Consider the following 12,708-nt stretch of genomic DNA (forward strand, 5'->3'; position numbering starts at 1 on the left):
TCGACGCAATTTTTGTCTTTTTAAAAGGGTAAATATGTTTATTGAAAAAATGCATGGTATGGCAAATACCAAAGTAGCTAAATTTATTCTCGGTTTGATTACGGTTTCTTTTTTAATCGGTGGAATGTCCGGTTATTTATTTAGCTCAAACGATTCATATGCAGCGAAAGTAAACGGTGAGATTATTTCTCAGCAAGATTTTATGAATCGCTATAACCAAGAATTCGAAACCCGTGCGGCACAAGAAGGCGAAGTTTTTTTAATGCGCTCCGATTCTCCGGAATTTGTCAATAATTTACGTCAAGATTTAATCGAGCGTTTGATCGATCAAGAATTACTTCGCCAATATGCGAAAGAACTTAAATTGGGGGTAAGCGATGATATGATTAAACGTGCGATCGTAACCGATCCGAATTTCCAATCAAACGGCAAATTCGATAACGCTTTGTATCAACAAATTCTTGCGCAAAGCCGTTTAACACCGGATATGTACGCTAATATTTTACGTGGCGCGTTAACCCTAGAACAAATGCAAAACGGCATTGCCGACAGTGAATTTGTCGTGCCGCTACAAGTGAAAGATAATGCGCAAGTGTTTTTCCAAAAACGTTTCGCTCGTTTGGCGATATTCCCCCTTGCTGAAGAGGTGACAAAGCAAAATGTTAGCCTTGGCGAAATCAAGGCTTATTACGATGCGAATCAAAAAGCCTTTACTCAACCAGAACAAGTGAAAGTACAATATATTCAAGTTTCTGGCGCTGAAGTGGCAAAAGGCATCAGCGTGAGTGATGTTGAAATAGCGCAATATTATCAAGACAATAAAGCGCAATTTATGACTCAACGTTTAGCCCATATTCAGTTTGCGAACGAGCAAGAAGCGAAAGCGGCTTATCAAGAATTAAAAAATGGCGTGAGCTTCGCTGAATTGGCTAAAGCACGTTCGACGGATAAAATTTCGGGCGAAAACGGCGGTGAATTAGGCTGGGTTAATGTTAACGAATTGCCGAAAGCGTTTGAAGAGGCGGCGGTGAATTTGCCGGTCGGTGCTTATAGCGAGCCGGTTTATGTGGACGGTAGTTTCCATATTATTCTAGTTAAAGAGCGTAAAGAAAAAGCTTTAAACGAGGTAAAAAACCAAGTCGCTGATGCGGTGCGCAAAGATTTATTGGAAAATCGCTTTTTATTGGTGGAAAAACAAGTACGTGAAAAAGCCTTTGAAGACAGCAAATCTTTAGAAGGGGCAGCGCAAGCAGCCGGTGTGAAAGTGCAAGAAAGCGATTATTTTACCCGTCAAAATGCACCGGCAGCATTAAATTCATCCGGCGTGATTTCTGCAATATTTGAGTCCGATATTTCCAACGGTGGTGTAAATTCCGAACCTTTAAATGTGGGCGAGCAAGATTTTGTGGTGGTGCGCGTGCTAGATCATAAAGCGGAAGGGATTAAAAGCTTGGACGAAGCAAAAGCGGACATCGAAACCTTCTTAAAACGCGAAAAAGCGGAAAAAGCTTTATTGGCAAGCGCAACTCAAGCAGTCGGAGAATTATCGGCAAATCCGAATAAACCGCGGTCAGACTTAGCCTTCGGTGCAGAACAAATTTTTACTTTTGCGGATAACCAAGACGCGACACTCATTAACGGCATTTTCTCCATTGCCAAACCGGAAAACGGCGCGACTTACAAAATCGTGCGTAATGGCAAAGGCGATGTAATTATTGCGGCGCTTGATAAAGTTGAGCAGGGCGAATTAACCGAGCAAGAATTGACACAATTTGGTGCGCAATTATTAAAAGCCCGTCAGTTGGAATTACGTGCGCAGTTAATGCAAGCGCTACGCGAAAAAGCACAAATTGAGATTAACGAAAGTTTCATTAAACAAGAAGAGGAAAATTAATCCTTAATGTTGAGAGCCTATGGAAACATAGGCTTTTTTCCGAACAGGTAAATTGCAATCCTCTTGATTTCTGATAAAAATGCGCGGTTTTTTCAATCGCACTTTTCATTAAACAAAGGAAAACCTCATGGCAGAAGAGACCATTTTCAGCAAAATTATTCGTAAAGAAATTCCGGCAACGATCGTTTATCAAGACGAGTGGGTGACTGCTTTCCGCGATATTGCGCCGCAAGCGAAGACGCATATTTTAATTATTCCGAATAAATTGATTCCGACCGTCAATGATGTAACCGAACAAGATGAAGCGATGCTCGGTCGTTTGTTTACCGTGGCAGCGAAATTGGCCAAACAAGAAGGTATTGCGGAAGACGGCTATCGTTTAATCGTTAATTGTAACAAGCACGGTGGACAAGAAGTCTTTCACATTCATATGCATCTTGTAGGCGGCGAACCGCTGGGCAAAATGTTGGATAAATAATGAAAAGCACGCTGATTTTAGCCGTCGGGTTGATGTTGACCGCTTGTTCCGGCACCGCACCGAATTTAGTGCATTCGGACAGTCCGATTCTCAATATTGCCGAAAATCTTGCCACTTCCGTCGAAGCAAAAGCTGATCGGAATTCGGCTTGGATAAAAAATAAAAGCGCTCAACCGATTAAAGTAAACTATCATCTTTTTTGGTATAACGCGCAGGGCGTGACTCAAGTACGCGAGGCGCAGCGCGAAAGTCTTTCCGGCAATTTATATTTGCAACCGCAAGAACAAAAAGCCGTTGAATTAATAAAACCTACCTCTGAAAGCACGAATTACCGTCTTTATTTGCAATAACTATGTCAACATTATTAATCGATCTTGAAGGCTACGAGCTGACGCAAGAAGAAGTGGAATTGTTGCAACATCCGCTGGTAGCCGGTTTGATTTTATTCACCCGCAATTTTTACGACCGCGCGCAACTCCAGGCCTTGGTGAAATCCGTACGTAGCTGCGTAAAAAAGCCGTTGCTGATTACTGTTGACCAAGAAGGCGGACGCGTTCAGCGTTTCCGCGAAGGCTTTACTCTGCTACCGGCGATGCAGGCCTTTGCCGCTTTGTCGAATGATGTGCGACAACAACAAGCTTGGGCACATGAAGCCGGTTGGCAAATGGCGGCGGAAATGATTGCGTCAGATATCGATTTAAGTTTCGCGCCGGTGCTGGATTTGGGACACGAATGCGGTGCTATCGGCGATCGTAGTTTTGGCAAGGAGGTGAAAACCGCGATCGATTTGGCCGGCGTTTTTATCAATGGTATGCACGAAGCCGGTATGGCGAGCACCGGTAAGCATTTCCCGGGGCACGGTCGCGTATTGGCGGATTCGCATTTGGAAACGCCTTATGACGAACGCCCCCAAGCGGACATTTTCAGCGAAGATATTCAGCCGTTTCAACAACTTATCGCACAGCAAAAATTGGATGCGATTATGCCGGCTCATGTCATTTATACGCAATGCGACAGCCAACCGGCGAGCGGTTCCGAATATTGGCTCAAACGCATTTTGCGCGAACGGTTCAACTTTGAGGGTGCGATTTTTTCCGATGATCTTGGTATGAAAGGCGCCGGATTTATGGGGGACTTTGTCGCCCGTAGTGAGAAAGCCTTGAATGCAGGCTGCGACTTGCTGCTGCTTTGCAATGAACGCGAGGGCGTGATTCAGGTGTTGGATAAATTAAAGCTTTCCGAAAATCCACTGCATTCTCATGTCCGTCAAACGCGTTTGAACAGATTATTTAAGAAGAGAGCATACACGTGGTCGGAGTTGAGCAAAATTCCACGTTGGTTAGAAAATCACAAAAAGCTGACCGCCCTTCAACAGCAATGGCTGGCAAGCAAAGCATGATTGATTGTCCGCATTATCAACGCGGCGATTGTCGTTCGTGCCGATGGTTAAAAATGCCTTATGAGCGCCAATTGGCCGAGAAAAGCGCGCATTTGCAAGCACAATTGAGATCGCTAAATAGCACCGCATTGAAATGGTTCCCTCCCTTCCAATCACCGCAAACTGCCTTTCGTAATAAAGCCAAAATGGTGGCTAGCGGCACAGTGGAACGCCCGATTTTGGGCATTTTGCAAGATCCGAATGAACCGCAAAGCGCGGTCGATTTATGCGATTGTCCGCTTTATCCTGCGCATTTTCGTACGGTGTTTGCCGTTCTCAAAGATTTTATCGCTCGCGCCGGATTGGTGCCTTATAACGTAGCGAAACGAAAAGGCGAACTGAAATATATTTTGCTTACCGAAAGCACGGCAACCGGCAAATTAATGCTGCGTTTTGTATTGCGTTCCGAAAATAAAGTCGCATTAATTCGTCGCGAACTTGACGGGCTTTTATCCAAATTGCCGCAACTGGAAGTGGTGAGCGTGAATTTACAACCGGAACACGCCGCCATTTTGGAAGGCAAGCAGGAAATTTTTCTGACCGAGCCACAATTTTTGCCGGAAAATTTCAATGGTGTGCCGCTCTTTATTCGTCCGCAAGGCTTTTTTCAAACCAATCCAACGGTAGCGACCGCGTTATATGCCACGGCGCAACAATGGATTGAAGATTTACCGATTGCTAAATTGTGGGATTTGTTCTGTGGCGTAGGCGGGTTTGGTTTGCATTGCGCCAAGGCTTTGCAAGAAAAGCAAGGAATCCAAGTAGAGCTTAGCGGTATTGAAATCTCGCCTTCCGCCATTCTGGCGGCACGGACCGCCGCCCGGAAATTGGGTTTGCAGGCCGTTAATTTTCAGTCGTTGGATGCGGCGAATTTCGCTTTAAAGCAAAATGCGAACAAGCCCGATTCGATTATCGTGAATCCGCCGCGTCGTGGCATCGGTCGGTTGTTAAGCGAATTTCTTAATGAAACACAACCGCGCTTTATTTTGTATTCGAGCTGTCATGCGCTTTCCATGAGTGACGATTTGCAATATTTGACTCGTTACGAACCGACTAAAATTCGGCTTTTTGATATGTTCCCACACACGACGCATTATGAAACTTTGGTGCTATTAGAACGGGTTCACGATAGATAAAACGCGGCAAAAATATTTGCTGAATTGAACATTAAAAATAGCACCGCATTGGAACTGCCTCCAATGCGGTGCTATTTTGTGAGTATAATTTTTGCTTGCCTAAACGTTCTATGACTTTTGTGAAAGCGAGATTAACTCACCTGTATTACGGCGCGGAATTTGCTATAGGCCAAGGCGACAATAAAAAATGCCGCTTGTAAAAGAATAATGCATGCGCCTGTCGACGCATCCAAATGATAGCTTAAAATGACGCCGATAAGGCTTGATGTAGCGGCACTTGCGACGGCAAGGCACAGCATTTTGTCGAAGGATTTTGTCAGTGTGAGCGCGCTAATGCCCGGCGCGATAAGCATGGCAACGACTAAAATTACACCGACCACTTGCATTGTGCTGACAATCGTTAAAGCGAGTAATGTTAGTAAGCCGTAGTGCAATAATTTTGGCGAAAGTCCGGTAATCCGAGCGTGACAAGGATCGAAGCAATAAAGCAAGAGATCTTTTCGTTTCAATATTATCACTACAAAAATTAATGCTGAAACAAGAGCGTTTTGGTACAACTCCGCTCGGCTGACGCCAAGTACGTTACCGAATAAAATATGAGTTAAATGTTGTTCGGTTTGCACTTTAGTGAACATTACCAAGCCGATAGCAAACATGCCGGAAAACACAATACCCATCGCCGTGTCTTCTTTGATTCGGCTGTTTTCTTTTAAGTAACCCACCCCGAGAGAACAAATAATAGCGGAGCAAAATGCGCCGATCGCCAGTGGAATTGCCGCCAAATAAGCCAACACGATACCGGGCAAAACCGCATGGGAAATGGCATCGCCCATTAACGACCAGCCTTTTAATATCAGGTAGCAAGAAAGTAGGGCGCAGATGATCGAGACAACTAATGCGGTAAGCAGCGCATTTTGCATAAAATCGAATTGAAGCGGTTCAAGAATCCAATCAAGCATGCTGCACCGCCTTTTTATGGCGTGTGAGCAAGCCGTATTTTGGCGAAAGCAAAAATGCCGCTAAGAATAATAAAGTTTGTAATGTGACAATCACGCCGCCTGTTGCACCGTCTAAATAATAGCTGATATAGACGCCGACAAAACTTGTTAGTGAACCCAAGACGACCGCGATGATTGCCAAGGTTTTAAATTTATCCGTGAGTAAATAAGCGGTCGCGCCCGGTGTGATTACCATAGCTATTACAAGAATGGCACCGACGGTTTGTAATGCAGCCACTACGCATGCGCTTAATAAGGTGAAGAATAGAATTTTATAAAATAACGGCGAAAGCCCGACGGTAACGGCTTGGGTCTCGTCGAAAAAAATCAGCAGTAAATCTTTCCAAAATAATAAAAGTAAGAGCAAGCAAAGGCCGATAATCATGGCGACTTGGTAAACGTCTTCATCGGCGATGCCTAAAATATTGCCAAGAATAATGCTTTGCACGTTCACGGCGGTCGGATTTAAGGAAATAATCAATAAGCCGAGGGCAAAAAAAGTGCTGAAAATAAAGCCGATTACGGCATCTTCTTTGAGTTTGGAAATGGATTTTACCCAAAGAATGGAAAGGGCGGCTAAAATGCCGGCGAAAAATGCGCCGACCGCATAAGGCAGCGAAAGCGCGTAAGCAATCGCCACACCCGGTACTACGGAATGGGAAAGCGCATCGCCGATGAGCGACCAACCTTTGAGCATTAAATAAGAAGATAAAAAAGCGCAGATTCCGCCTACGGCAGCGCTCAATATCATCGCTTTGAGCATATAGTCATAAGAAAAAGGTTCGAGCAATAAATCCGGTATCATCTATTCCCCTTATTTTTGAGCGTATTTTCGGGTTCATCGAAATGACAAGTTTGTGTGGTCAGAGCAGGCGGATCTTGTTTGGTTTTACCATAGAACACCACGGCTTTTTCATCGTCCGTTAAAACGGTGACCGCACGTTTGTCTTCGTCGTTATGCAAATCTTCGCCAAGTAATTTGATATGGCGTAATACGCCGCCGAATACGAGCTCCAAATTATGTTGGTTGAAGGTATCTTCGGTTTTCCCTGCAGCGATCACAGTACGGTTAATCATTACCACTTGATCGCAAAAATCAGGTACCGAACCTAAATTATGCGTGGAAACCAGAATTAAATGACCTTCAATGCGGAGCTGTTTTAATAGTTTGATAATCGCATTTTCAGTTTTTACATCTACGCCGGTGAAGGGTTCATCAAGCAAAATAATCGGGCTTTGTTGTGCCAAGGCACGGGCAAGGAATACGCGTTTTTTCTGCCCGCCCGAAAGCTCGCCGATTTGCCGCTGTGCGAGGTGCTCGATATTTACCCGTTGCATTGCCTCTTGCACTTTTTGTTTATCAATGGCTTTAGGAATACGTAAAAAATTCATATAGCCGTAACGTCCCATCATCACCACATCGTACACGGAAACCGGGAATTGCCAGTCCACTTCTTCCGATTGGGGAACATAAGCGATTAAATTTCGTTTTAACGCTTGAGCTATCGGCAAATCAGCGAGTTTAATTTCTCCTTGTTGCGGTTTCACCAAACCCATTAAGCTTTTAAACAGCGTGGATTTACCGCTCCCGTTCACGCCCACCAATGCGCAAATTGTGCCACCGCGAAGAGCAAAGGTCATATTATGAATAGCCGTGTGCCCGTTGTTATAACGCACGGTAACGTCATTTACCCAAATTGATGTCGAGAAAGCATCCATTACTTTTCAAATCCTTTAACGATAGTGGAAACGGTGACGTTCAATAAATCGATATAAGTTGGAACGGGCCCGTCTTTGGCCGAGAGGGAATCCACATATAATACACCACCGTATTTCGCACCGCTTTCTTTAGCGACTTGTTGCGCCGGTTTAGGTGAAATCGTGCTTTCGCTAAATACCACCGGAATATTATTTTTTCTAACTAAATCAATCACTTTTCGAACCTGTTGCGGCGTGCCTTGTTGTTCTGCATTAATCGGCCATAAGTAGCCTTCTTTTAAATGATAGTCTTTTGCTAAATAACTGAAGGCGCCCTCGCTAGTTACCAACCAACGTTGATTTTCAGGAATTTGGGCGAGTTTGGCGCGTAGCGGTTCATCAAGTTGTTTGATTTTTTGGGCATAATCCGCGGCATTTTTTTCATAAATTGCGGCATTTTGCGGATCGTATTTCACTAAGGCGTTTTTAATGTTCTCTATGTAGAGCACCGCATTGGAAGGCGACATCCAGGCATGCGGATTCGGTGCGTTCTTATAAGGCCCTTCATAAATGGAAAGCGGTTGAATGCCTTCGGTGACGACGACGGCCGGTTTATCTTTAATGTTTTGGAAGAAACGCTCAAACCAACGTTCCAAATTTAATCCGTTCCATAAAATCAAATCAGCGGATTGCGCTTTTACAATGTCTTTTGGAGTCGGTTCATATTCGTGAATTTCCGCTCCCGGTTTTGTGATCGACTCTACCAGCACCGCATCGCCACCCACATTTTGCGCGATGTCTTGAATCACAGTAAAAGTAGTGACGACTTTAAATTTGGCATTGGCTTGCATAGCAAATAAACTGAGGGCAAACGCGGCCATAATTTTGCATGAATATTTCATGAATGCTCCTTATAAAATTGAAATTTACTTTTGCCTAAATATGGAAAACAAACTTATCCATATTTATCGGAATTAATACTACTACTTTTTACATAGATTTGAAATGAAAATGATTATTAAAAAGTAATATTTTTTTTTAGTTAGTGGCAGGATAGCAAAAAGAACGATAGATTTTTTCTATGCTTTTGAATGTTTACGGTTGTAATAAAAATGCCGAATGAAAAAGAACGGCATTTTATGGGTTAATTTTGGGTGACTTGCTTGATCAGATTATTTAATCCTTCTTCATCATAATCTTCTTCGTATTGCGCATCTTCTTCCGTAAAACTATGTAAATGATGGCCGGCCGTACAACCGTATTTTTCTAATTTACCTTTGGTGAAATTGGTTCTGAATTGGGACGAGCTGTTATTTAAACTAATTACCCCGATGGTGGCATTCCGACAAGGATGTTTGTGAATAAACACTAAATTGTAGCCTGATTCCTGAATATAACCGGTTTTGTTAATTGCTGCGTCGAATACTTCTTCGCGCACCAATTTATTGGTGTTTTTTACGAATATATTACGTTTGCCGGTTTGAATGTAAGCGCTGGGCATATTCGATAACTCTTTGATTTGTGATTTATGCATGGAATACTTCGCCAATTTTACTAAATCCATTGCGCTGGAAATATTATTTTGAGATAAGCCAGAACTGTCTGCAAAACGGGTAGAACGCATACCTAATTCGCGAGCTTTTTCGTTCATTTTTTGGATGAATTGTAAGCGGCTCATACCGGCGGAGCGAGAAAGTGCATGTGCCGCATAGTTATCGGAATGCACTAACATCGCTTTTAATAATTCATTACAGGCGATTGGCGTGTATTTCGGTAATTTAGTGCGCGTGCCTTTGATGTAATCGATGTCGTCATCAGTAATTGAGGCTGTGCAACGCGGGTTTTTATTGTGCTCCAAAAATACATTGGCGGTCATTAACTTCGTTACGGACGCAATGGGTTGAACGTGATTCGGTGAACTGCTTTCCAATACTTTATCGCGCGTAAAATCATAAACGACATAAGATTGTGCTGTGGAGAGGAATGGAATAAAACAGAAAAAAAGAGCAAGAAGTTTTTTTAACATTGCGAACACCGGAGAATAAAACGAGTATGTATTTTAGCTCAGTTTTTTACCAACAATAATGAAATTTTGCGATTCGCTTCGCAAAACATGATAGGTAAAATTTGTTGAGTCTTTGAAATTCGCTAGCTTATCCGGTGGCAAATCTGTAGAATCGTTGCTCATTTTTATATCGGGCTTTTGTTAGGCGAATCGCCGCAATGTTTACCGCCACAATGTGTAGCAACGAGGCTTAAATGTTAGAAACTTTGGAACAGAATAAAAAAATCAATTTAATGGATTTGACGCGCCGACAAATGCGCGAATTTTTTGCCGAATTAGGCGAAAAACCGTTTCGCGCCGATCAATTGGTGAAATGGATTTATCATTTTGGCGAAGATAACTTCGACAATATGACGAATATTAATAAGAAATTGCGTGAAAAATTAAAATCCGTGGCGGAAATCAAAGCGCCAGAAGTGGCAGTAGAACAACGTTCTGCCGATGGAACCATTAAATGGGCGATGCAGGTGGGCGATCAGCAAGTGGAAACCGTGTATATTCCCGAAGCGGATCGCGCCACCTTGTGTGTTTCTTCGCAGGTAGGTTGCGCCTTGGCTTGCACATTCTGTTCCACTGCACAACAAGGCTTTAACCGAAATTTAACGGTAGCGGAAATTATTGGTCAGGTATGGCGCGCTTCGAAAATTATCGGTAATTTCGGCGTTACTGGTATACGTCCGATTACCAACGTAGTGATGATGGGTATGGGCGAGCCGCTGCTCAACGTGGCAAACGTTGTGCCGGCAATGGAAATTATGTTGGATGATTTCGCTTACGGTTTATCTAAACGCCGCGTGACGTTATCCACTTCAGGCGTGGTGCCGGCGCTGGATAATTTAAGCAAAATGATCGACGTAGCGTTAGCAATTTCCTTACATGCGCCGAACGATGAATTGCGTGATGAAATTGTACCGTTAAATAAAAAATACAATATTAAAACCCTTATTGATTCGGTTAATCGTTATTTGAGTACATCCAACGCCAACCACGGCAAGGTCACCATCGAATATGTGATGTTGGATCATGTTAACGATCATGTGGAACACGCTCATCAATTAGCGGAAGTGTTAAAAAATACACCGTGTAAAATTAACCTGATCCCATGGAACCCTTTCCCGCAAGCGCCCTATGCAAAGAGCTCCAACACGCGCATTGATCGCTTCCAGAAAACTTTGATGGAATACGGTTTAACCGTAATCGTGCGAAAAACCCGTGGCGACGATATTGACGCGGCTTGCGGACAATTAGCCGGCGATGTTATTGACCGCACCAAGCGCACCGCATTGAAACGTCAATTCGGGCAAAATATCGGGGTTACGCAAGTTAGCTGAATTTAGCTGAATTAAGTTTACGAAATTAACGGAGGAAAAATGAAAATCAAGGTTATTCGATTTGTAGGAGCGATCATTTTCCCTTTGCTTTTCTCTGCTTGTGTTTCACAAAATGACACCGTTGCTTTTAATAAACAACGTGCGGCAAAGGCGCGTGTAGAACTCGCTCTCGGTTATCTTCAACAAAATAATCTACCGCAAGCTAAACAGAATTTGGATAAAGCCTTAGAGCATGACAAAAATTATTATCTAGTGTATTCCGCACTGGCACATTTTTATCAATTGCAGGGGGATGCGAGCGCCGCGCACGAAGCTTATCAACAAGCGCTTAAATTAGACCCAAAACAAGGCGATACGCATAATAATTTCGGTGCATTTTTATGTGGGCGAGGCGAGTTTGTGCAGGCCTATGAACAATTTGAGGCAGCGTTGTCTTCGCCGAATTATTATCGTCAAGCGGATACTTATGAAAATATAGCGCTTTGCGCACAGGCGGAAAATCGGCGGGAACTGTATCAACAGGCTTTTGATAAACTGCGGCAAATCGATGTTCATCGCGCGGAAAAGCTGAATCGAGCCAAATAAAACATTGCCAAAAAGCGCTTTCGACTTTAAAATTCAGCGTCTAATTATATCCATCAAATAATGAACTCATGAATACGCAAGCTGAACAATCTCAAGCGCAAAACGAACAAGCCGAAGTGACCTTAGGCGAAAAATTTCGTCAGGCTCGCGAAGCGCTGAATTTATCTCTTGAAGATGTTTCTAAACAAATTGCTTTACGTCCTTCCATTTTAGTGCAAATCGAAAACAACGAGTTTATCCAGAAAAATGTTCCTGCTACCTTTGTAAAAGGCTACGTCCGTAGCTACGGTAAATTTTTGCGTTTACCGGAAAGTTTGTGGAATGATCTTTCTTTTGGTGAAAGTGAGCAAATTGATTTAGATAAAAACGTGCGAGCGACTCGTTCGGTTAATCAATATTCTTTACATAACCGCTGGATCGGTTATTTAACCGTGTTAGTGTTGTTTGTGGCACTAAGCATGACGGGCTTATGGTGGTGGCAGAATTATCAAAAATCCAATGAAGAACGTGATATTCTAGTGAAAAACTATGTATCTAATTCAGAAAATACGCAAACTGCGTCGAAAAATTCAGTGCTTGTTGAAGCGCCTGTTGTTCAACCAACCGGAATAATGAAACAACCCGGACAAATGATGCCGTTGGATAGCATGCCCGGTTCGGTGGCGAACGCTAACGAGATCGAAACCGAGTCTAAAGCAACAAATATAGCGTCGGTTCAACAAGAACAAATTGAAAATTTGTCGTCTAAATCAGAATCGACCGTAAACGGTGAAACGGCAATCCCGGATAGTCAAAGTTCGGTGGAAAATCCGACGATTTCTCCGGCGCCTCCGATTGCACAAGGCGATCTGGTTGTGGAAATACTAAGAAATACTAGCTGGCTAAGCGTTAAAGATAGTAATCGTAAAGTCCTTGTACAAAAAGAATATAAGCAAGGCGAAGTACTCACTTTTAGCGGCGATGAATTTTCCTTAATCGTAGGTGCCCCTGGGAATGTTCGAATCACTTATAAAGGGGAAAATTATCCGCTCAAAGTAGATGGTCGAGTAGCAAAATTTAAACTTTCACAACCTTAATAGGAAGAA

The 12,708-nt window shown here is 43.2% G+C and carries 13 protein-coding genes; 8 read left to right on the forward strand and 5 right to left on the reverse strand.

Annotated features, from left to right (window positions below; all coding sequences use genetic code 11):
- The first annotated feature begins 34 nt into the window (after window positions 1-34).
- The 5 genes from AB3F25_RS01870 (at window position 35) to rlmC (ending at window position 4,946) form a co-directional block, all read left to right on the forward strand.
- Complete coding sequence (locus tag AB3F25_RS01870; RefSeq protein WP_373603837.1) at window positions 35-1,894, forward strand: SurA N-terminal domain-containing protein; 1,860 nt, start codon at window positions 35-37, stop codon at window positions 1,892-1,894.
- Between the two features lie 127 nt (window positions 1,895-2,021).
- Complete coding sequence (hinT, locus tag AB3F25_RS01875; protein WP_373603838.1) at window positions 2,022-2,372, forward strand: purine nucleoside phosphoramidase; 351 nt, start codon at window positions 2,022-2,024, stop codon at window positions 2,370-2,372.
- Window positions 2,372-2,722 carry a DUF1425 domain-containing protein gene (locus AB3F25_RS01880; RefSeq protein WP_373603839.1) on the forward strand — a complete coding sequence of 117 codons (351 nt, stop codon included), beginning with the start codon at window positions 2,372-2,374 and terminating at the stop codon, window positions 2,720-2,722. Before hinT ends, AB3F25_RS01880 begins: the two co-directional genes overlap by 1 nt.
- A gap of 2 nt (window positions 2,723-2,724) precedes the next feature.
- Window positions 2,725-3,771, forward strand: a complete 1,047-nt coding sequence (gene nagZ / locus AB3F25_RS01885) for a beta-N-acetylhexosaminidase (RefSeq protein WP_373603840.1) — start codon at window positions 2,725-2,727, stop codon at window positions 3,769-3,771.
- On the forward strand, window positions 3,768-4,946 hold the full coding sequence (gene rlmC, locus AB3F25_RS01890; RefSeq protein WP_373604304.1) for a 23S rRNA (uracil(747)-C(5))-methyltransferase RlmC: 1,179 nt from the start codon (window positions 3,768-3,770) through the stop codon (window positions 4,944-4,946). The genes nagZ and rlmC overlap by 4 nt, the downstream gene beginning before the upstream one ends.
- 131 nt (window positions 4,947-5,077) lie before the next feature.
- On the opposite strand, the gene AB3F25_RS01895 is transcribed toward rlmC, so the two are convergent.
- The 5 genes from AB3F25_RS01895 to AB3F25_RS01915 all read right to left on the reverse strand — a co-directional run bounded on the left by AB3F25_RS01895 (window position 5,078) and on the right by AB3F25_RS01915 (window position 9,668).
- Window positions 5,078-5,905: a metal ABC transporter permease gene (locus AB3F25_RS01895; RefSeq protein WP_373603841.1), complete on the reverse strand. Its 828-nt coding sequence runs from the start codon at window positions 5,903-5,905 to the stop codon at window positions 5,078-5,080.
- Window positions 5,898-6,746, reverse strand: a complete 849-nt coding sequence (locus tag AB3F25_RS01900) for a metal ABC transporter permease (protein ID WP_373604305.1) — start codon at window positions 6,744-6,746, stop codon at window positions 5,898-5,900. The genes AB3F25_RS01895 and AB3F25_RS01900 overlap by 8 nt, the downstream gene beginning before the upstream one ends.
- The gene (locus AB3F25_RS01905) at window positions 6,746-7,663 is read right to left on the reverse strand and encodes an ATP-binding cassette domain-containing protein (RefSeq protein ID WP_373603842.1); all 918 of its coding nucleotides are present in this window, start codon (window positions 7,661-7,663) and stop codon (window positions 6,746-6,748) included. Before AB3F25_RS01905 ends, AB3F25_RS01900 begins: the two co-directional genes overlap by 1 nt.
- A complete protein-coding gene (locus AB3F25_RS01910; RefSeq protein ID WP_373603843.1) occupies window positions 7,663-8,544 on the reverse strand; it encodes a metal ABC transporter substrate-binding protein in 882 nt (293 codons plus the stop codon). The genes AB3F25_RS01905 and AB3F25_RS01910 overlap by 1 nt, the downstream gene beginning before the upstream one ends.
- Window positions 8,545-8,786: 242 nt before the next feature.
- Window positions 8,787-9,668 (reverse strand): D-alanyl-D-alanine carboxypeptidase family protein, encoded by an 882-nt coding sequence (locus AB3F25_RS01915; RefSeq protein ID WP_373603844.1) that lies wholly within the window; start codon window positions 9,666-9,668, stop codon window positions 8,787-8,789.
- A gap of 233 nt (window positions 9,669-9,901) precedes the next feature.
- Between AB3F25_RS01915 and AB3F25_RS01920 the strand changes: the two genes are divergently transcribed.
- The 3 genes from AB3F25_RS01920 to AB3F25_RS01930 all read left to right on the forward strand — a co-directional run bounded on the left by AB3F25_RS01920 (window position 9,902) and on the right by AB3F25_RS01930 (window position 12,699).
- Window positions 9,902-11,038 carry a bifunctional tRNA (adenosine(37)-C2)-methyltransferase TrmG/ribosomal RNA large subunit methyltransferase RlmN gene (locus AB3F25_RS01920; RefSeq protein ID WP_373603845.1) on the forward strand — a complete coding sequence of 379 codons (1,137 nt, stop codon included), beginning with the start codon at window positions 9,902-9,904 and terminating at the stop codon, window positions 11,036-11,038.
- A 45-nt stretch (window positions 11,039-11,083) separates the two neighbouring features.
- A complete protein-coding gene (gene pilW / locus AB3F25_RS01925) occupies window positions 11,084-11,623 on the forward strand; it encodes a type IV pilus biogenesis/stability protein PilW (protein WP_373604306.1) in 540 nt (179 codons plus the stop codon).
- A gap of 68 nt (window positions 11,624-11,691) precedes the next feature.
- Window positions 11,692-12,699: a RodZ domain-containing protein gene (locus AB3F25_RS01930; RefSeq protein WP_373603846.1), complete on the forward strand. Its 1,008-nt coding sequence runs from the start codon at window positions 11,692-11,694 to the stop codon at window positions 12,697-12,699.
- Window positions 12,700-12,708 lie beyond the last annotated feature (9 nt).

Source organism: Aggregatibacter sp. HMT-949 (assembly GCF_041734645.1).
Lineage (GTDB): Bacteria > Pseudomonadota > Gammaproteobacteria > Enterobacterales > Pasteurellaceae > Rodentibacter.